Source organism: Herbiconiux ginsengi (genome assembly GCF_900107435.1).
Taxonomy (GTDB): Bacteria; Actinomycetota; Actinomycetes; order Actinomycetales; family Microbacteriaceae; genus Herbiconiux; species Herbiconiux ginsengi.
This window is the reverse complement of record NZ_FNPZ01000003.1, coordinates 1-19,644: the sequence shown is the minus strand read 5'-3', so window position 1 is coordinate 19,644 and position 19,644 is coordinate 1. Positions and strand designations below refer to the sequence as shown.

Sequence of the window (19,644 nt, the reverse complement as noted above, 5' to 3'; positions counted from 1 at the left end):
GGATGCCCGGCGAGTGTGGGAGCCTAGCCGACATGCGTCCATACGCCGGTGTTCAGGAAGAGGCTCGTCGGTGACGACTCGGCCCGGAACGGACGTCGTCGTGCCCGCTCGATCGATGAGCCTCCGCTCGGGGCGTCAGGGATCGCTCCGGCTCGCTCTGCTCGTGGTCGTGGGGTGCGCGCTCCTGCTGGGCATCATCCAGATCGCGGTCGGGCTCGGCGTGCCCGACAACCTCTGGGCGGTGGTCGTGTTCACGGCCGCGTTCTGGGTGTGGGTCGCGGCGGGAGTCACCGCATGGTGGCGGCGCCCGAACAACGCCACCGGCGCCCTGATCGTCATCGGCGGCATCACCGTGCTCCTCGGTGGCCTCGTCAACTTGGGAATCGAGCTGCTGAGCGTGATCAGCGCTGTCTTCGCCACGAGCGTGCTGGCCGTCGTGGTGCATCTCCTGCACGCCTTCCCATCGGGGCGCCTGCACGGCCGGTTGTCGATCGCCGTGGTGATCGGTTCCTATGGCGTCTCCGTCGTCTTGCAGGCACTGAGCATTGCCATCCGCGGCGACCGAGCGGCCATCAGCGCCTTGACGACGGTGCAGAGCACCTTGGGAATCGCCCTGATGGTGATCACCGTGATCATCCTCGTCGGTCGGTTGCGCGCCGCAGACCACGCGCATCGCAAGGTTCTCGCACCTCTGTTCCTCTACGGGAGTCTTGCTGTGCTGCTGATCCCCGCGGCGCCGCTCGTCGTGCGCGCTCTCGGGGAGCCCCAGGCCGTGAGCGGTGTGATCCAACTCGCTCTCCTCGCGGGGCTGCCGATCGCCTTCCTGCTCGGCGTGCTGTTCGGCGGGTTCCGTCGCACGGGGGAGCTCGAGGCGCTCGCCGCCTGGCTGGGACTCTCAGGCGCGCCCCGATCGACGGTCGAGCGTGCCCTGGCCAGCACGATGGGCGACGACTCGCTCCAGGTGGTCTACTGGTCACCCGACCGATCAGCCTTCGTCGACGGGCTCGGGATGCCTGTCGACGACGCTCGCGGCGATGCCGGCCGAACCTGGCTGGAGGTGTCGGTCGAGTCCCGCCTCGTCGGCGCCATCGTCTATGACAACCGGATGATCGCCGACACCGACGTGGTGCGCCGCGCGGGCGAGGTGCTGGCGATCGCCATCGACCGCGAACGACTCACCGCGGAGCTACTGGCCAGCAATGACGCCTTGCTGCAGTCCCGGCTCCGTCTGGTGGAGACCGCCGACCGCGAGCGCTCCCGCATCGCGCAGGATCTGCATGACGGGCTCCAGGTGCAGCTCGTGCTTCTTGCACTCGAGGCCCAGCAGATCGGAAACGCACCGGATGCCTCGGTCGCGACCAGCCGCGCGGCGACCGAGCTGCGCCGCCGCATCGACGAAGCAGCCGCGGAGCTGCGACGGCTCGTGCACAACGTCTTGCCTGCCGCGCTCGTGGAACGGGGCCTTTCAGCGGCCGCCGAAGACCTGGTCGACCGCCTGGCGATCCCGGCGACCCTGGAGGCCGACGTCGACGACGATTCGCTCGCCCCCGCGACCACGCACACCGCCTACCTCATCATCGCCGAGGCACTCACCAATGCGGTCAAGCATTCCCACGCCACGTCGGTGCGCGTGACGATCGGGCAGGTGGGCGCCCGGCTGCACCTCGAGATCGCCGACAACGGGATCGGCGGCGCGAGCTACGGCAACGGAGCCGGCACCGGCATCAAAGGCCTCGCCGACCGAGTCGACGTGCTGGGCGGGATCTTCGCGCTGGAGTCCGTGAACGGGCAAGGAACACGAATGAGAGTCGAGCTGCCATGCGGGTCGTGATCGGTGAAGACGAAGTGCTGTTGCGCGAAGGCGTGCGACACCTGCTCGAGTCGGATGGATTCGAGGTGGTCGCCGCGGTCGGTACGGCCGTCGAACTCGAGGCGGAGGTGCCGCGGCTCCAGCCTGACCTCGTGGTGACCGACATCCGGATGCCTCCCACTCACACCGACGAGGGCCTGCTCGCCGCACTGCGCATCCGGCGCGCCCACCCCTCGATCGCGGTGGTCGTGCTCTCGCAGTACGTGCAGCGCCGCTACGCCACCGAGCTGCTCGATACCAACACCGGCGGCGTCGGGTACTTGCTGAAGCAGCGCATCGCCGACGTCACCACGTTCACCTCCGACCTGCGTCGCGTCGCCCAGGGCGGAACGGCGCTCGATCCCGAGGTGGTGGCCGTGATGGTGTCTCGGGCGAGCCGCGTGAGTGACGCGGTCGGGTCGCTCACACCCCGCCAGCTCGAGGTTCTGGGGTTGATGGCGGAGGGGAGGAGCAACGCGGGAATCGCGAGCCACCTGCACCTGAGTGAGAAGTCGGTGGTGCAGCACACCTCGAAGATCTACGACGCGTTCGGTTTGCCTGTGGATGCGGACGACCACCGGCGGGTGCTGGCCGTCATCCGCTTCCTCTCGGCGGCGAGCGACACCGGCCGGGTCAGCTAGCGAGCGCCAGGCACACCGCGGCGGCTTCGGCCTTCTGCAGCGCGTGCAGCACCTCCAGGTCCTGACCCGTGCTGTCGAGATTGCGGGCGAGGTTGATCGACATCGTGGCCGATCGCGTGCCGTCGGGGCTCGCCACGGCGAACTGGGTGTAGCCGGGCGTGTTGCCGGTGTGGCCGTAGACGGTGCCGCACGGGGTCTGGTAGCGGAACAGCGACAGGCTCGCCGAATTCACGCCCGGGCCGGGAGGACCGGATTCGCCGCCCGGGATGAACAGGTCGGTCTGCAGGGCCTGCGTGTCGGCGCCGAACAGCTCACCCCCGACATAGCCGCGGATGAAGGTGTTGAGGTCGGACGGCGTCGAGACGACGCCGCCGGATGCCCAGGCCCAGCCCGCAGCGATAAGCGTCGTCACGTCGACGGGAGCGTCCGGCGGATCCAGGTCGTAACCGTGGAATGTCGGCTCGGGCATCTCGGTGCCGACCGGGAGGCTCGTGGAGTCGAGCTTCAGCGGATCGAGCACGAGCGACTGCAGGGAGTCCGTGTAGGGCTTGCCGGTCGCCGCCTGGATCATCAGGCCCACGGCGATGTTGTCGGAGTTGCTGTAGCGGTATTCACTGCCCGGAGGGAAGTTCAACGGCTCGTCGGCCGCGAAGGTCAGCAACTGGTCAGGTGCCGGAGCCACGTCGAGCGAGGCGCCGGCGGCTTCGGCGAGCGACGGGCTCTTCGTGAAGTCGGGCAACCCGCTGGTGTGGTCGAGCAGTTGGCGTAGAGTCACGTCGGCCCAGGCCTGCGGCAGATCGGGGAGGAGTTCGCCGATGGTGTCGTCGAGCGACAGCGTGCCCTCGTCGACCAGCGCGAGCGCCGTGGCACCGCTGAATGCCTTCGCCACGGAGGCGATGCGCATGAAGTCGTCGGGCGCCGGGGGCGTCGAACTGCCCACCTCGGCGACGCCTGCGGTGTGCACCGTGAGGTCGTCGCCGACCTGCACGAGGGAGATCGCGCCGGGAGGACCCCCGGGCATGGCGACCAGCTCGGCGAGAGCGAGGTCGAGGGAGCTCGCGAGCGAGGCCGAATCCGAACTCGGGGTCGGGGCGGTCGCACCGCCACCCGACGCCGTGCATCCGGTCAGGGCGAGCGTGAGGGCGGCGCTCGCCGCCAGCAGACCGCGAGTCGTGGTTCGTGTCGTCATGGCGTCTCTTTCTGGTGGGGGCGCGGGTGAGGTCGCCCGAGTCAGTAGGCCTGCTGGATGGAGGCCGCGACCTTGCCGACGTCGTCGTTCGCGGCGAACACGCCCTGCACGTCGTCGAAGACGCTGTTGGTCGCGATGATCGTGAAAGCGAAATGGCGGCCGCCTTCGGTCTCGATGTAACCGCCCAAGGCCTTCGCGGGGAGGAAGTAGCGCTCGTCGTTGAAGCCGTCCACCGAGGCCAGCGTGCCGGTCTTGCCGACGACCTTGCCGGCCGACGGAGTATCCGCCTGCACCTTCGCGAGGGAGCCGTCGACGCCGAGACCGGGGAGGGTCGAGCGCCATTCCTCGGCGTCGGGCCGCTTCGCCATGATGCTCTGCAGCTGCACCTCACTGTTCGCGGTGATGACGTTGCCCGGCAGCCCGGAGCCGTCGATGAGCACGGCCTGCGTGGTGTCGAGTCCGGCCTTCGACCAGACCTCGCCCGCCTGGCCGAGGCCGTCGTCGCAGTCGGTGCTTCCCGAGGCGACGGCGAGCCGGCAGATGAACGTCTGTGCGCCCCGGTTGTAGCTGATCTTCATCGTGTACGTGGCCTCTTCCAGGAACGGGAGGCTGGTGAGCTCGGCCACCGCGGGCAAGGCGGAGACCGCAGCCGTGTCGGGCAGGGCGCCCTCGGGGTTGGTTGCGACCGGGTCGGCCGTCACGGTGACACCGGCCCGCCCGAGGGCCTCGATGAAGGCCGTGCGCGCGAAGGTTGCCGGGTCATCGAACGCGAAGACGCTCACGGTCGGGCCCGCGTCGGCTGCGATCTGCCCGGTCAGCACGATCGTCTTCTGGTCGGTGGAGGTGGCTTGGATGCCCGTCCGCTCGCCGGCCGCGACCGTCGTCACTCGGTTGTCGACGGTCCATGGCGCGACCTGGGGGCTCATCGCCGTCGTGGAGGGTTCGCCGACGGCGCCCGGCGTGGTCGTGAGGTCGATCACGTTCTGGTTGATGATGATCGGTGTGATCGGCTCGCCGACCAGCTCCGCCGGGTCCCACAGTCGATCGTCGACGATGACGTCGCCCGACACCGTGGTGATGCCGGAGGCTTTGACCTGTGCCGCCAGATCGTTCAATCCGGTGAGCGGGTCTTCGGTGGTGAGGGTGGCGCCGGGAACGCCGTTCGCGTCGTTGTGGTCGAGGTTCGTGAAGTCCACGGTGCCGTCGGGCTTGGTGCGCCCGCCCATGGTCAGGTCGCCCTGGCCCACCAGCACGAGGTCTCCAGTGAGGGTGCCGTCGATCACCTGGCCTGTGCTCTTCACGGGCGTGACCACGGTCGAATCCGGCCCGAACTGCTGCCAGGCAGCGCCGATGCTGTAGGTCTTCACGATGGAGCCGGGCTCGTAGAAGGTGTCGGCGTTGAGTGAGACGATCTGTTCCCCGGTGTCGATGTCCTGCACCGAGATGGCCCACTGTCCGTTGGCGTAGGCCGGCTGGTTCATCACGTCGAGGGCCGTCTGGTCGAGGCCCGGGACGTCGGTGAAGGCGCTGCTCGATGCTGCGGGTGTCGATTGGGGTTGGGCCGTGCACGCGGCGAGGCCCAGCGCGGCGATCGCGGCCACGCCGACGAGTGCGAACGTTCTCCCGGTCAGCATCTTCTGTCTCCTTCGATTGTCCCCGTGCAATCGGGCCTGTGCGATCGACCCCGATCCTCGACCTGGTAGGAACGGTCGACCGACTCCTGCATCCAGATCGTCGCAGATCGCAGGCGGGCGCGGAACAGACCTAGGTCGCGTGTTGCCGTCGATGACGGCGTCGGGCCCGGCAAGGAATGCACCTCGTTTCCGCGGTGTTGCAGAAGCTGTGACCGCATCGAATCGCAAGAACATCGGCTTCCTCTCCTTCGGGCACTGGACGCCGTCTCCTCAGTCGAAGACCCGCAGCGCATCCGACACGCTGCTACAGTCGATCGATCTCGCGGTCGCGGCCGAAGAACTGGGTGCCGACGGCGCATATTTCCGGGTGCACCACTTCGCCCGCCAGCTCGGATCGCCCTTCCCGCTGCTCGCCGCCGTCGGCGCACGCACCTCGACCATCGAGATCGGCACCGGCGTCATCGACATGCGCTACGAGAACCCGTTCTACATGGCCGAAGACGCCGGCGCCGCGGATCTGATCTCCGGTGGCCGGTTGCAGCTCGGCATCAGCCGAGGGTCACCCGAGCAGGTGATCGAGGGCTGGCGCTACTTCGGCTATCGCCCCGGTGAGGGTCAGGATGACGCCGACCTCGCGCGCGAGCACACCCGGGTCTTCCTGGAATTGCTGAAGGGCGAGGGCTTCGCGCAGCCGAACCCACGGCCCATGTTCCCGAACCCTCCTGGGCTGCTGCGGATCGAGCCGTATTCGGAGGGCCTGCGCGAGCGCATCTGGTGGGGCGCCGCGTCGAACGCGACGGCGCGCTGGGCCGCCGAATTGGGCATGAACCTGCAGTCCTCGACTCTGAAGATGGATGAGACGGGCGAGCCGTTCCACGTGCAGCAGGCGAAGCAGATCCGCGAGTTCCGCGAGGCGTGGGCATCCGCCGGTCACCGCTTCGAGCCGCGCGTCTCGGTGAGTCGCAGCATCTTCGCGATCACCACCGACCAGGACCGCGCCTATTTCGGTGGCGGCGACGACGGCGAAGACCAGATCGGCAACATCGACGCCAACATGCGAGCGATCTTCGGCCGGAGCTATGCCGCCGAGCCGGAGCGCCTCGTGAAGCAGCTCGCCGAAGACGAGGCGATCGCCGAGGCCGACACGCTGCTGCTCACCGTGCCGAACCAATTGGGCGTTGCGTACAACGCCCACGTGATCGAGTCGATCCTGCGATATGTCGCTCCGGAGCTGGGTTGGCGGTAACCAGGCAGTGAACAGTCTCGGCACATCAGGCGCGGATGTTCGCAATCCTCGCTCTTCGTCGAGCGAGGCTCCTGTGACCGTCATCGACGATCGCCGCGCGTCGTGGAACCTCGGGTGGATTGAATCATCCGAAGGCGGATGATGTGCCGGAGCGCTCGACCGCGTTGGTAAGAGCCTCCGCCACGATGAGGTAGGCGGTCTGTGTCGTCGCAGGGGCGAGCGCGGTCATCGACGTCGCTCTCGAGGATGGCCGGAATGCGAGCCGGTCGAGGAGGTCCTTGCCAGACGCGGAACCACCCGACGTCCGGTCGCCGAGCCTCCGCGTTCGTCGACGAATTCGGCCGCGTCCTCCGAATACACCGCTCGCGGCCCGCGACGAGCCGCATCCGGGCCAGCACCCCGGCAGATTCTGCCTTGGACAAGCCTGATCTGGTGCGATCCTCGTCGTACCGCCGGCACATCGAGTGGACCAGGCGGGACGTCTGCCAGGTGGCTCCGCCGCCCTGACAACGTGCGTTCCCGATCGCGGGGGTACGGTCGTCAGGACGCGGGCGCCGCCGGGTCGCCGGGCACGTCACCCGCACCGTAAAGCGTGGCGATCACGGACTTTGCCACCACGACCGCTGCGTTCTCACCATCGACCGGCGACGCAGACAGGTTGCATCCGATGATGAGCGTGTCGCCGGTGTTCACGTTGTAGACCATGAATGTGGAGTACCCGGGCAGCTGACCGTCGTGCCCGAGAATGCCCGGGGCGAACTGAGCGATGCCGAGCCCGTATCCGACGTCGGGCGAGCCTCCGGCGACCATGGGCTGGATGCTGTCCAGCCGCAGCTTCTGGGTCGTGTCGTCGAGGAGGCCACCGCCCACGAGCGCCTTCACGTATGTCGCGAGATCGTCGGGGGTAGAGATGGCCGCACCAGCGGTCCAAGCCCACGAGGGATTGGCGTTCGTCTGATCGAGAGGCTTCAGGGTTCCGTCGAGTGCGCTGGGCAGTTCAGCGGCGGGCACCGCGTAGGAATCGATTGTCTGCACGTTGGTGCCGAACTGATAGCCCTGCGGGTGGTTCTCGGGAATCGACGAGTCGGTGTTGGCCGGCAGCGCGGTGTGCTCCAGCCCGAGCGGCGCGAAGATCCGCTTCTCGAAAGCCTCGGATGCCGACATACCCGTCAGTTGTTCGATCACGACCCCGAGGAGCACGATGTTGGTGTTGCTGTAGTCGAACGTCACTCCGGGAGCCGAATTCGCGGGGTGGGAAAAGGCGATGGAGAGCAGCTCATCCGGGGTCCAGGCCTTCTGCGGCTCGGCGTCGAGGGTGGCATTGAACTGGGGGTCGAAGGTGTAGCTGTAGAGCCCGCTGCGCATCTCGGAGAGATTCGCGATAGTGATGTTCTCCCCATCCGGAACGTCGGGGCGGAACCTCGAGATCGGGTCTTCGAGGGAGAGCTTGCCCTCCTCGACGAGCTGCAGGATGACGGTCGAGGTCATGGTCTTGGTGTTGCTGCCGATGCGGAGGTAGTCGTCCAGAGACATCGGCACATCGCTGCCCAGCTCGGCGGTTCCGAAGGTGGACGACCAATCACCGCGCGACGGCGACAGCACGAGAGCGACAGCTCCGGGGATCGCGTTCTTCTCCATCGCTTCGGCGATCCGATCCTGCAGCGCCGACGCGTAGTCGGGTTCGGCTGTTGCCGGCGCGGCCGTCGCGGGATTGGACGAGCCGGACGTCGCCGAACCGGATGTGCAGGCGCTCACCGACAGCAGCGTCCCGAGCGCGATGACAGCGAGGACCGTTTTCTTGAGCATGATCACCATCGTGCAGTACGGCGGGGTCGATGGACATAGACCTGGGTCTAGGCCGTGCCGAGCCGTCGTTCGAGCGCGGTCACATTCGCTGTGATCTGCGCGATCGCCGCCGCCGTCGGTTCCGCCAGAGCGAATCGACGGCCCGTCGGGCTGTCCACGAATCGTCGGGCGGCGGCGGTCGATGCGGTGAGGTCGTAGCCGGTCTCGAGCCAGATGGAGTTCCCGATCCGGTCAAGCCGCACCAGGGGGTTCGACCCGGCGAAGAACGCCGATGACGCATACGTACGGATTCGAGCGATCTTCTTCCCGGCGAAGTGCACGTGTTGGGCCGCGCGAAGAACATCGTCGCCGTAGGAGATCTCGAGAACGATGAAGCCGGAGTGACTGGCCGGATCGTAGGCGGCGACGGGCACCTCGACCGCGGTCACGATCTCAAACCACCAGGCGTTGTTGTACTCCACGAAATACCGCAACGGCATACGCGCCTCGTCGGAGAGGGTCGTCTGCAAATAGCCGCCTTCGAGATCGAATGGATCGGTGTCGAAATGTCGTGCCCGGTACATCGTTGCGAACCGTTCCATCAGCAGCGTCCGCGCAGGCCTCGAATCCGCGTCGCTCATGTCGACGGCTGATCGAGATGCGCGATCCGTCGCACGGTGGCCCCTCGCCCGGTCAGGCTCCAGATCGGAGCGAGAATCGCGGCGACAGCGAAGACGATCAGGCGTCGACGCTCCAGCTGCTCCCGCGTCGGTTGCGCTCGAAGATGACCGGCGGACGTGTCACCCCTTGCAGGTCGCCGTTCGCTGACCGCCGTCACCAGGCCACCGACGAACAGGCCCGCTCCTGCGTAGAGGATGAGGACGCGCGCGTCCAATGGCTCGCCCAGAAGCAGAGTGAGGAGAAGCGCTGCGACGAAAAAGACGGAGGCAAGGAGCAGGGCCCGGTACGTGGCCGCGGAGCGACCACGATCGGACTCCGCGGGGGCGGCTGATTTCGACATGGGCTTCATCACTTTCCCTGGACTGGTCGAGGACGAATCTATGGGTCCGGAATGCGCTGCACCATAGACTCAGGTCCCGTCCCACGCGGGACGATCGCGATGTCGGCGCTCGGTGCGGCACCCTCAGCCGGCGGCGTTGGTGGCGGCGACAACGGGATGATCGGCACGAACGGTGGGAGCGTAGGCATGCGAACGGACGGCCGCCCCGATGTCGACGACGATCTTGTCCGCGACCTGGTCGCGGAAGGCTTCCGCGACCGGAGCGAATGATCAGGCCGCGAGGTGGAAGGTGTCGGCGAAGCGATTGAGGAGATCCCCGCGTCCGCGCAGCACCTCGACGACTCCGGTCGCGATCGCGCACTCGGCGGCGAGTTCGCCGGAGATCAGGCGACGGATGCCCGCGCCCTCTTCGAAGGCGAAGGCGAGATCGACCTGCCCGTCGCCGCGCCGCACGTCCAGCGACGAGCCGTCGACGCGGATGAGGAGCTCGGCAGCGCCCAGGCGCGCCGCGTAGGCGGTCGCGGGCAGCTCGAGGGCCACCTGGGGCCGGAAGGCGGTGCGCAGATCCATCGTCATCGAATCGGGCGTGATGATCTGCTCCTCCCGAGGATCGTCGAGAGCCTTGAACCCCCACGCCCCGAGAGCGAGCACGACGGGTTCCAGCTCCCGCCCGTACGGTGTCAGCTCGTAGACGATGACCCGCGACCGCGGCGCCCGGCGGATGACGCCGGCCGCCTGCAGCTCCTTGAGCCGCGCCGCGAGGATGTTGCTCGGGATGCGGGGCAGCCCCGCGGCGAGCTCACCGTAGCGGCGCGGCCCCACGAGCAGGTCGCGGATGATGAGCAGCGCCCAGCGCTCGCCCACGAGCTCCACGGCCCGGGAGATGCCGGAGTACTGCCCGTAGTCGCGTGCAGCCACGGGCGACGGCCTCAGCTCTGCTGAGCAGCGTAGGCCTCGGGGCCGTGCTCGGCGGCGTACGGGTCCATCCAGCCGAACTCGAGGATGTTGCCGTCGGGGTCGGTGAGCTGACGCTGATACATGAAGCCGTAGTCGGATGCCGCCTGCGCCTCCGTGCCGCCCGCTGCGAGGCCACCGGCCACGGCGGTGTCGACGTCATCGCGGCTGTCGAGGAAGATCGCGGTGGCCACCGAGACGTCCTTCGCCGGGTCGCCGATCGGGCGCTCGCTGAAGGTCTGGAAGAACTCGCGCGTGAGGATCATGAATGCGCTGTGGTCGGGCTCGACCACCACGCAGGCCGCGTTGTGATCGGTGAACTTCGGATTGATGGTGAATCCGAGGGCCGTGTAGAACGCCTTCGCGCGCTCCAGGTCGGTCACCGGCAGGTTGACGAACATCATGGTGGTCATCGTGGTCTCCCTCTCGTGGGTCCGTCGTCGGACATCCACCACACTTGCAAAAAACAAGTGCGACGTCAAGAGACGGCGCGTGCGGATTCCGATCCGGTCGCGCGCTCGCGGCTGAGCGCCTCGATCATCCCGCCCGCGAACGAGTCGCCGAGCCCGATGGTGGTGGGATGAGCGGTGACGAGCTCGAATGCCGGCACCATCACGAGCCTGCCGTGCCCGGCCGTGTTCAGGGCCTCGGCGAGCCGGGACGCCTCCTCCTGACGCGGCAGACGGCCGGTGGCCTCGAAGTCGATCGCATTCCACGCGTCGCCGTGCAGATATCGAGTGCTCGCCATGGTGATGCCGCCCTGCACGACGGCCGCCCAGCGCCGAGCATCCGGAGCCTGCACCGCCGACCAGTGCCGCGTGTGCACCACGAGGGCAGGGCCGGGGAACAGCCGCCGCAGATCGAGCAGCGCCCAGTGCACCTCGTCGCGGTCGAGCAGGTCGACGGTGCGGTCGAGGTAGTGCTGCAGCTCGTCTTCGTTCATGCTCCAGAGGTCGACCGAGCCGAGCAATCGCTCGCGCACGGCCGCGGTGAACTCGGTCAGGTGGTAACCGGCGTCCTCGTACACCACCACACCTCCGTCGGGGACCGCTGCGATCGCCTCGGCGACCCGGTCGAGGCGATCGGCGAGCACGTCGGGGCTCTGAATGGTGTTGAAACCCGACACGAGGAACACCTCGGAGACCGCCGTGGCCACCCGGAGATCGGGGCTGATCACGAGCGAGCGATTGGGCGGATCGTTGGTGAAGATGATCCGGTTCGGATGCCTGGCCCGGTGCAGGCTGTCCCCGACCCGCACGGACGCGCCGGCGGGATACTGCACGATCAGATGGGGATCGGTGGTGTCGTGGTCGGCACTGCAGATCACCTCGACCGACGCCGGCAGCAGCCGTCGTACGTGGTCGTCGATCGAGACGAGGTGCACCGTGCTCGCCACACCGAGCCGATCGAGTGCGATCGCGGCTCGCACGCACGTGCCGCCGAGAGTGATGCGCTTGTCGAAGCGGGCGGCGAACTGCTCGAGGATGTCGGACGAGGCGACGAACCGCTCGCCCCCCGTGCCGTCGGCCAGGAAGGCGGCGAGGGTGCGCACCAGATCGCGCTCGGACTCGATCGGCGCCCGTCGGGAGAGCTCGGCGGGCTGGATGCCGTACCAGCCGATCAGCTCGTCGAGGCGGCGCTCGTTCCAGTCGATCTCGTAGTCGACGGTGCCGCCGAGCCCGAGCACGATCCTGTTGCTCATCAGTACAGTGTGGCCTTTCCGTCGGCCTCGAACAGGTGGATCTTGTGCTTCGCCGTCTCCTTCATGGCCTTGATCGACGGCGGCTGGATGGTGTTCGGTTCGCGCACTCCGCCGTCGGCGAGCACCTCTCGCATCTTCGAGTGGTAGGCGTGCTTGATGTCGCTGGAGATGTTGATCTTGTTGACGCCGAGTTTCACGGCCTCGGCGATCTCGTCGTCGGGGTTGCCGGATCCGCCGTGCAGCACGAGCGGGATGCCCGTGGCCACCTTGATCTCCTTCAACAGGTCGAGCTTGAGGGCCGGCTTCAACCACGACGGGTAGATGCCGTGCGAGGTGCCGATGGCCACGGCGAGACTGTCGACACCGGTCTCCTGGATGAAGCGCACCGCGTCATCCGGGTCGGTGTAGATGATCTCGACGGCGCCGTCTTCGGCCTCTTCGTCCATCTTGCCGATGGTGCCCAGCTCGCCCTCGACCGAGAGCCCCACCGTGTGGGCGGTCTCGGCCACGCGCTTGGTGAGAGCGGCGTTCTCGTCGAACGAGAGCATCGAGCCGTCGATCATCAACGACGTGAACCCGGCCTGGATGGCGACGAGCGCTTGATCGTAGCTCGCTCCGTGGTCGAGGTGGATCGTCACCGGCACCGACGCGCGGTGCGAGCGGGCGATGATGGAGGGCAGCAGGTCGGGGGTGATGTGACTGAGTTCATCGGGGTGGATCGCGACGATCAGCGGAGATTGCTCCGCCTCGCAGATCTCGACGATTCCGTTGAACATCGCCCAATCGCTGATGTTGAACGCCGGCACCGCGAAGTAGTTCTCATGGGCGACGGCGAGCAGATCTTTGCCTGTGATCAGCACTGGTGATTCTCCTTGTTATTTGTGGTTGGTAGAGGGGGGCATGTGGGCGTGGGGGATCAGCTCTTCACCGAGCCGGAGGCGAGTCCGCCCATGAAGTAGCGCTGGAAGAAGAGGAAGAGGATCAGCACCGGAACCGAGCCCAGGATGCTCATCGCCATGATCTCGTTCCACTGGTAGGAGTGCTGGCCCATCAACAGCTGGATGCCGATCGGCACCGTGCGCATGTCCTCGGTCTTCGTGAGGGTGAGAGCGAAGAGATACTCGTTCCAGGCGATCATGAAGGTGTAGATGCCCACCGAGACGATGCCGGGCACCGCGATCGGAACGAGCACCTTCCAGAGCGCGGTCATGGAGCCGGCGCCATCCATCCGCACCGCTTCGTCGAGTTCGCGGGGAAGGGTGTTGAAGTAGCCGGTCATCATGATGATCGCGTAGGGCAGCGTGAACACCATGTAGGTGAGGATGAGCCCGGGGTAGGTGTTGTAGAGGCCGAGCACGACGACCAGCCCGAAGTACGGGATGAGGAGGGTGATCGGCGGCACGGCCTGCACGCTCACGATCACCACGTTGATGATGCGCTTGCCCCGGAACTCGAACCGGCTGAAGGCGTAGGCCGCCATGATCGCCACGAACAGCGTGAGCAGCGTGACGGCGATCGCCACCACGTAGCTGTTCACGAAGAATCGCACTTTCGTGGGGTCGGTGAGGATGGAGAGGTAGGCGCCGAACGAGAAGTCCTCGGTGACGAGGCGCGGCGGGAACTCGAAGATCTCGCCGTTCGACTTGAACGAGCTGGAGAGCATCCAGAGGATCGGGAACCCGGCGAACATCGCACCGGCGACGAGGCCCAGGATGACGCCGACCTTCATGAGCAGGCGGTTGCGGTTGCGCTTGGTCATCGTCGTCATGTCAATCGCGGGCTCTCTGGTGGCGCACGTAGAAGACGGCGAGAACCATCGAGAGTGCGAGAACGAGGACGGCGCTGGTCGAGGCGAGGGCGAACTCGTAGCGACTGAACGCCAGCTTGTAGGTGTAGGTGCTGAGCATCTCGGTGACGTTGATGGGGCCACCACCGGTGGTCATCCAGATCAACGCGAACTGCTGCGAGGTCCAGATGAGGTCGAGCAGCAGCATGCTGATGATGATCGGCCTGAGCTGGGGGATGGTGACGCTGAAGAACTTCTGGATGCCGTTCGCCCCGTCGACCGTCGCGGCCTCGTAGAGGTCGTGCGGAATGCCCTGCAGCCCGGCGAGCAGGCTGATCATGAAGAAGGGATAACCGGCCCAGATGTTGATGAAGGTGACCGATCCGAGCGCGAGGTCGGGGTTGGAGAGCCATTCGACCTGTCCGCTGGCGATCCCTGTGGAGTCCAGCAGATAGTTGACGACGCCGTTCGGGCTGAGCAGCAACCGCCAGAGCACCGCGATGACGGCGGCGGTGAACAGCCACGGCAGGATGTAGACCGTTCGGAACAGGGCCTTCGTGAACCGGCTGAGCAGCTGGGTGTTGAGCATCATCGCGAAGGCCAGCCCCAGCACCAGGTGAGCCGCGACGCTCCCCACGGTGAAGACGACCGTGTTGATCACAGCGGTGTGGAACACCGGATCACCGAGCACCTCGGCGTAGTTCGCGAGCCACACCAATTCGGGGTGCTTGTTGGTGATCACGTTGTCGCTGAACGAGTAGCCGATCACCATCACGATCGGAACGATCATCAGCACGGTGATGAGCAGAGCGGTCGGAAGGATGAAGGCGTACGGTTCGCTGCCGCGGCGCGCCTTCGAGAATCGGCCGGGCGCTCGCAGGGTTCTGTCGACTGACGACGAGGTCATGCGGACTCCTCGAGATCGAGGGGCCGCGTCGCGGGATCACGATGGGGGGCGTCACCGCGACGCGGCCGGTTCGGAACTCCGAGCGGAGGCTCAGAGCAGGGGAGCGGCTAGAACTGCGATTCCCATTCCTTCTGAGCGTTCTCGAGCGTCTCGTCCACCGACTGGTCGCCGTTCAGCAGGCTCTGGAACTGGCCGTCGAAGCTCCGCATGAGGTCTTCGGCCACGGGCAGGCCCGTGAACTCGTTCGCGGGGTAGCCGGCCTTGTAGATGTCGAACGCGGTCTGGAACAGCGGGTCGCTGTTGGAGAAATCCGGCACCGACTTCGTGTTGCCGGGGAAGGCGTTCGCCACCGTGGAGAGCTCGGAGTTGACCTTCTCGCTCATCAGGTACTGCACGAGCTTGAAGGCTTCGGCGGGGTGCGCCGAGCTGTCGGAGACCCCGATGCCCCACGACGCGTAGGGAATGCCTCGTTCACCTGTGAAGCCGTCTTCGGCCGGGATGGCCGAGATGCTGAACTTCAGGTTCGGGTCGTTCTCGCGCAGCAGGTTGATGTGGGCGAGCGAGTCGATCATCATGCCGACCCGGCCGTTGCTGAACTCCTCGACCTTGTCCTGCTCCTTCATGGTGAAGGAGCCGGGAGCGATCGATCCGTCGTTCCACATGCCCTGCACGAACTCGACGGCGCTCTTCACGTCGTCGTTGGTGAGGTCGGGCTGGCCGTCTTTGAGCATCGATCCGCCCGACGCCCAGGTCCACGACATGACGTCGTTCTGGATTCCGTTGGGCGCTTCCTGGGAGAGCGGCAGGATCCAGCCGCTGGTGTTGTCGCCGAGCGCCGAGACCGCCTTGGCGGCGGCGGCGAACTCGGTGCGATTCGTGGGCGGCGCGCTGATGCCGGCCTTCGACAACAGGTCGTCGTTGGTGAAGAGGGGGTAGACGAAGTTGACGGCCGGGATCATGTAGGTCGATCCGTCGACCTGGATCTGGCTCGCCAGTTCGCTGTCGTCGAAGCCCGCGTCGGCCATCAACGCGCTGAGGTCGGCAAGAGCACCCTGCTTGGCGAAATCGCTCACCCAGGCGCCATCCAGTCCGACGACGTCGGACATGGTTCCGGCTGCGGCGCCGGCGAACAGCTGCTCCTTGGTGGAGGCGTACGGGCCGCTCAGCAGGTTGACCTTGATGCCGGGATTCTGGGCCTCGAAGTCGTCCATCATCCCGCGGAGAGCGCCTTCGGGGAGCTCGGGCTCCCACCATTGGGCGAACTCGAGAGTGACGGTGCCGTCGGAGGATTCCGACGATCCGGAGGCTGCGCAGCCGGCGGTGGCAGCGAGGGTGGCTGCTGTGGCCAGCACGCCAAGGAGGCGGAAGGTGCCTCGACGAGCGCGAGCGTCTTTGCTCATGATTCTCCATTCAGGACATCGCGCGGGAAATTGCGCTTTGATGCAGTATTCGAATCGTAGACCTCGAACAAAACTGCGTCAAGCTGCAAAAAACGGAGGCGAGAATGAGCCGTTCTTCTCAACTTTGTTCGACTTCTGTGCTACTTATTGCCGTATGAATGAATCACGACGGCTTCCGGCGGGGCGGAAAGCGGCCCTCGTCGAGGCGATCAATCTGCAGGGCCAGGTGACGGTCGCGGCCTTGGCCGAGGAGTTCTCCGTGTCGATCGACACCATCCGCCGGGACCTCGACCGGCTCGACTCCGACGGGCAGATCGTGCGCACCCACGGGGGCGCGCTGAGCCTCACCGCCGTGAGTCGCACCACCGACCGCGGCCTCGACGTGCGGTTGCGGGTGCAGGCCGCCGAGAAGGAACGCATCGGCGAACTGGCCGCCTCCATGGTGAGCGACGGTTCCGTGGTGATGATCAATGCGGGCACGACCGCGCTGGCGCTCGCGCGGGCATTGCGCAATCATCGGGATCTCACCATCGCCACGAACAACCTGCAGGTGCCGGCCGAGATCATGCCGACCGTGTTCCGCGACCTCTACGTCTTCGGCGGGTCGGTACGGTCGATCACTCAAGCCACGACGGGCCCGGTGAGCTTCAATCTCGGTCCGGGCGGCAGCGAGATCGACCTCCGCTGCGACGTGGCACTGATCGCTGTGGGGGCGGTGTCGGAGGACGGCTATTCGACCTCGAACCTCGGTGATGCGGCGATGATGGCCGACATGATGAGCCGCGCCGACCGGGTGATCGTGATGGCCGATTCCTCCAAGTTCGAGAGACGACTCTTCGCCCAGGTGGCTCCGTTGAGCGGCGCCGACGTGCTCGTCACCGACACGCTGCCGTCGCAGGCCCTGCAGCGGGCGCTCGCCGAGGGGGGCGTCGAGCTCGTCGTTCCCTGAGTGCGCCGCTCGGTCGCAGCGCGCCGCTCACGACGCGCTCGCCGGCTTGGCCAGGCTGGTCGCGACCACGTGCGAGCGCGCGTGCGCGACGGCGGCGGGGAGGTCGTCGAACAGATGATTCGGATGCCGGAGTGCCGTGACCACCCCGAGGCGTGTGGTGAGCGGCAGGTGCTCCGGCCGCACGCCTTTCACGAGCACGGTGACACCTCGTCGTTCGAGGTCGCGGACGAGTTCGGCCAGCGTGTGCGCTCCCGTCGAATCGAGCAGCTGCATCCGGGAGAGCCGGAGGATGACGACGGAGATGTCGTGCACGTCGTTGATCGTCTGCACCACCTTCTCGGCCGTTCCGAAGAACAGGGCGCCCTCGATGCGGAAGACGGCGATGCGCTCGTCGCCGGCCCTCACTGGTCCTTCCAGCACCTCCCGATGCACGCCACCGGAACCGGCCAGGTTGCGCAGGGCGAACAGAGCGGCGATCGCGAAACCGATGAGGACGGCGTAGATGAGGTCGACGCTCACGGTCACGAGTGCGGTCACGGTGAAGACCAGGGCATCGGCCCGGCTCGACCGGAAGATCGCGCGGATCGCCGGGACGGGGATCATCGTGACCGCCGTCACCATGAGCACGCCGGCGAGGACCGCCAAGGGGATGACACTCACCACTGTGCTCGCGGCGTAGACGATGACGAGCAGCACCAGGCTGTGCACGATCGCCGCCATTCGGGTTCGTGCACCCGACCGGGCGTTCACCGCGGTTCGCGCGATGGCACCGGTCGCCGGCATGCCGCCGAACAGGCCGGATGCGATCGAGGCGAGGCCTTGACCGAGGAGTTCTCGGTCGGGAAGGTAGTCGCCGGCGGTGGAGAGCGTCGACGCGACCCGGGCGGAGAGCAGCGACTCGATGCCGGCCAGTGCGGCGACGGTCGCCGCGGCGCCGAGCAGCGTCGGGAGGGACGACGGATCGACGCTCGGCAACGCGGGGGCGGGCAGCGCCGACGGCACGACGCCGATCCTGGCCACCGGCGCCTGGAGCAGCACGGCGGCCGCGGTGACCACCACCACGGCGAGGATCGAGCCCGGGAGGTGCCGGTGGATGCGCGGCGCGACCAGCATGATCGCGGCCACCGACACCGCGATCCCGATCGTCCAGATCGCGGTCGACGAGTCGATCCGCGTCATCGCCTCGACCGCTGCCACGGCGGCGTTGCTGCTGCCGCCCGGCGCGACCCCCACGACCGTCGGCACCTGCTGCAGGAAGATGATGACCGCGATTCCGAGGGTGAAGCCTTCGATCACGGGCCAGGGGATGAGCGCCACCACGCGGCCGAGGCGGGCCGTTCCCGCGACCACGAGGATTCCGCCGGCCAGGATGCACACGGGAGCCAGCGCGCCGATGCCCTGGTGCGCGATGATCGGTGCGAGCACGACCACCATGGCGCCGGTCGGACCCGACACCTGCAGGTTGGAGCCGCCGAAGACGGCGGCCACGACCCCGGCCACGATGGCGGTGATCAGCCCCGCTCCGGCCCCGGCTCCGGAGCTGACGCCGAAGGCCAGGGCGAGGGGGAGCGCGACGATGCCGACCGTCAGCCCGGCGACGAGATCGGCCCGCCAACTGCGCCGCAGACCGCGGTAGTCGTTCGCGGCCGGCAGGAACGAGCGGATGCGCGCGATCACCTCGCGCACGACGGTCCGTTCACCGAGCGGTCTCCGGCTCGAGCGAGGGGAGGTTGATCGTCGAGACCAGTCGGTCGTGCGTGGTCTCCAGGATCTCGGCGAGGAGGATCCGCGCCACGCGGAGCAGATCGGCCACCTGCGGATAGGCGAGCCGGTAGAAGACCTGGCTCGCACGCCGGTCGGCCAGAACCAGGTGGTGCTGCCGCAGAACGGAGAGATGCTGGGACATGTGCGAGGCCTCGAGGCCGGTCTCGGAGATCAGCTCGGCGACCGTGACCTCGCCGGCGGCGCTCAGCAGCTCGAGAATCCGCACGCGCACCGGATGCGCCAGTCCCTTGAAGAGGTTCGCCTTGACCTCATAGAGCGGCCGGCGCTCGTCGGACAAGAACGGTTGCATGGGCGGACTCCTCGATATGACGACTTGATGAATCTATCATTCAATCAATCCGCCAGCGACTCCTGGTCCTCACCCACCCGCCGGGATGTGGGCGCGCGTCACGCGCTTGCGGAAGACCCAGTAGGTCCAGCCCTGGTAGGCGAGAACGAGCGGCAAGGCGATCACGGCGACCCACGTCATGATCGTGAGGGTGTACTCCGACGACGAGGCGTTGGTGATGGTGAGGCTGTTGGCGGGGTCGTTGGAGGCCGGCATCACGTCGGGGAACAGGGCGAAGAACAGGCTCAGCACCGCGACCCCGATGGTGGCCGCCATGAGCCCGAACGAGAGACCTTCACGGCCCCGCGCGTTCGCGAGCACGGCACCGATGAGGGTCACCGCCGCGACCGCGGAGAGGAGGACGGATGCGAGGGTGCCGTAGGCGAGCGAGGTCCAGAGCAGGAACGCGGCGGCGACCACGATGGTGACCACACCGGCGCGGGTCGCGAGCCTGCGTGCGCGGGCCCG

General features: G+C 67.1%; 20 protein-coding genes. 5 read left to right on the top strand and 15 right to left on the bottom strand.

The features are described 5' to 3' along the window. The first annotated feature begins 70 nt into the window (after window positions 1–70). Together BLW00_RS12880 and BLW00_RS12875 are read left to right on the top strand one after the other, a co-directional pair. Complete coding sequence (locus BLW00_RS12880; protein WP_139256713.1) at window positions 71–1,831, top strand: sensor histidine kinase; 1,761 nt, start codon at window positions 71–73, stop codon at window positions 1,829–1,831. Continuing rightward, window positions 1,819–2,490 carry a response regulator transcription factor gene (locus tag BLW00_RS12875; protein ID WP_092554813.1) on the top strand — a complete coding sequence of 224 codons (672 nt, stop codon included), beginning with the start codon at window positions 1,819–1,821 and terminating at the stop codon, window positions 2,488–2,490. The genes BLW00_RS12880 and BLW00_RS12875 overlap by 13 nt, the downstream gene beginning before the upstream one ends. On the opposite strand, the gene BLW00_RS12870 is transcribed toward BLW00_RS12875, so the two are convergent. Further along, entirely contained in the window at window positions 2,483–3,679 is a 1,197-nt protein-coding gene (locus BLW00_RS12870; RefSeq protein ID WP_092554811.1) for a serine hydrolase domain-containing protein, read from the bottom strand. The two genes, BLW00_RS12875 and BLW00_RS12870, sit on opposite strands and share 8 nt — an antisense overlap. Before the next feature lie 41 nt (window positions 3,680–3,720). Next, entirely contained in the window at window positions 3,721–5,313 is a 1,593-nt protein-coding gene (dacB, locus tag BLW00_RS12865; protein ID WP_092554809.1) for a D-alanyl-D-alanine carboxypeptidase/D-alanyl-D-alanine endopeptidase, read from the bottom strand. Window positions 5,314–5,521: 208 nt separating this feature from the next. On the opposite strand from dacB, the gene BLW00_RS12860 reads away from it, so the two are divergent. After that, window positions 5,522–6,559: an LLM class flavin-dependent oxidoreductase gene (locus BLW00_RS12860; RefSeq protein WP_245741573.1), complete on the top strand. Its 1,038-nt coding sequence runs from the start codon at window positions 5,522–5,524 to the stop codon at window positions 6,557–6,559. A gap of 540 nt (window positions 6,560–7,099) precedes the next feature. Here the strand turns inward: BLW00_RS12860 and BLW00_RS12855 are convergent. The 3 genes from BLW00_RS12855 to BLW00_RS12845 are packed head-to-tail and all read right to left on the bottom strand — an operon-like array spanning window position 7,100 to window position 9,365. Further along, window positions 7,100–8,365 (bottom strand): serine hydrolase domain-containing protein, encoded by a 1,266-nt coding sequence (locus tag BLW00_RS12855; protein WP_092556059.1) that lies wholly within the window; start codon window positions 8,363–8,365, stop codon window positions 7,100–7,102. A 47-nt stretch (window positions 8,366–8,412) separates the two neighbouring features. Continuing rightward, on the bottom strand, window positions 8,413–8,946 hold the full coding sequence (locus BLW00_RS12850) for a hypothetical protein (protein ID WP_217634375.1): 534 nt from the start codon (window positions 8,944–8,946) through the stop codon (window positions 8,413–8,415). Window positions 8,947–8,981: 35 nt separating this feature from the next. Then, on the bottom strand, window positions 8,982–9,365 hold the full coding sequence (locus BLW00_RS12845) for a hypothetical protein (RefSeq protein WP_139256712.1): 384 nt from the start codon (window positions 9,363–9,365) through the stop codon (window positions 8,982–8,984). A 99-nt stretch (window positions 9,366–9,464) separates the two neighbouring features. Here BLW00_RS12845 and BLW00_RS23455 point away from each other — a divergent pair, with 99 nt between their 5' ends. Continuing rightward, complete coding sequence (locus tag BLW00_RS23455) at window positions 9,465–9,635, top strand: hypothetical protein (protein WP_175494261.1); 171 nt, start codon at window positions 9,465–9,467, stop codon at window positions 9,633–9,635. On the opposite strand, the gene BLW00_RS12840 is transcribed toward BLW00_RS23455, so the two are convergent. From BLW00_RS12840 to BLW00_RS12810, 7 genes are all read right to left on the bottom strand, one after another. After that, window positions 9,636–10,283: a winged helix-turn-helix transcriptional regulator gene (locus tag BLW00_RS12840; protein WP_092554801.1), complete on the bottom strand. Its 648-nt coding sequence runs from the start codon at window positions 10,281–10,283 to the stop codon at window positions 9,636–9,638. A gap of 11 nt (window positions 10,284–10,294) precedes the next feature. Next, window positions 10,295–10,732 (bottom strand): VOC family protein, encoded by a 438-nt coding sequence (locus BLW00_RS12835; RefSeq protein WP_175494260.1) that lies wholly within the window; start codon window positions 10,730–10,732, stop codon window positions 10,295–10,297. A 65-nt stretch (window positions 10,733–10,797) separates the two neighbouring features. Then, window positions 10,798–12,021: an ADP-dependent glucokinase/phosphofructokinase gene (locus tag BLW00_RS12830; RefSeq protein WP_092554799.1), complete on the bottom strand. Its 1,224-nt coding sequence runs from the start codon at window positions 12,019–12,021 to the stop codon at window positions 10,798–10,800. Next, entirely contained in the window at window positions 12,021–12,881 is an 861-nt protein-coding gene (locus BLW00_RS12825) for a ketose-bisphosphate aldolase (RefSeq protein WP_092554797.1), read from the bottom strand. The genes BLW00_RS12830 and BLW00_RS12825 overlap by 1 nt, the downstream gene beginning before the upstream one ends. Window positions 12,882–12,937: 56 nt before the next feature. Then, window positions 12,938–13,789 carry a carbohydrate ABC transporter permease gene (locus BLW00_RS12820; RefSeq protein WP_245741572.1) on the bottom strand — a complete coding sequence of 284 codons (852 nt, stop codon included), beginning with the start codon at window positions 13,787–13,789 and terminating at the stop codon, window positions 12,938–12,940. 1 nt (window position 13,790) lies between these two features. Next, the gene (locus BLW00_RS12815; protein WP_092554795.1) at window positions 13,791–14,714 is read right to left on the bottom strand and encodes a carbohydrate ABC transporter permease; all 924 of its coding nucleotides are present in this window, start codon (window positions 14,712–14,714) and stop codon (window positions 13,791–13,793) included. A gap of 107 nt (window positions 14,715–14,821) precedes the next feature. Further along, window positions 14,822–16,114: an ABC transporter substrate-binding protein gene (locus BLW00_RS12810; RefSeq protein ID WP_092554793.1), complete on the bottom strand. Its 1,293-nt coding sequence runs from the start codon at window positions 16,112–16,114 to the stop codon at window positions 14,822–14,824. Between the two features lie 154 nt (window positions 16,115–16,268). Here BLW00_RS12810 and BLW00_RS12805 point away from each other — a divergent pair, with 154 nt between their 5' ends. Next, window positions 16,269–17,063: a DeoR/GlpR family DNA-binding transcription regulator gene (locus BLW00_RS12805; RefSeq protein WP_092554791.1), complete on the top strand. Its 795-nt coding sequence runs from the start codon at window positions 16,269–16,271 to the stop codon at window positions 17,061–17,063. A gap of 27 nt (window positions 17,064–17,090) precedes the next feature. On the opposite strand, the gene BLW00_RS12800 is transcribed toward BLW00_RS12805, so the two are convergent. From BLW00_RS12800 to BLW00_RS12790, 3 genes are all read right to left on the bottom strand, one after another. Next, on the bottom strand, window positions 17,091–18,749 hold the full coding sequence (locus BLW00_RS12800) for a SulP family inorganic anion transporter (RefSeq protein ID WP_407650969.1): 1,659 nt from the start codon (window positions 18,747–18,749) through the stop codon (window positions 17,091–17,093). Between the two features lie 10 nt (window positions 18,750–18,759). After that, the gene (locus tag BLW00_RS12795) at window positions 18,760–19,137 is read right to left on the bottom strand and encodes an ArsR/SmtB family transcription factor (protein WP_092554789.1); all 378 of its coding nucleotides are present in this window, start codon (window positions 19,135–19,137) and stop codon (window positions 18,760–18,762) included. A 69-nt stretch (window positions 19,138–19,206) separates the two neighbouring features. Next, a partial coding sequence (locus BLW00_RS12790; protein ID WP_175494259.1) for a cytochrome d ubiquinol oxidase subunit II occupies window positions 19,207–19,644 on the bottom strand: 438 nt, incomplete at its 5' end.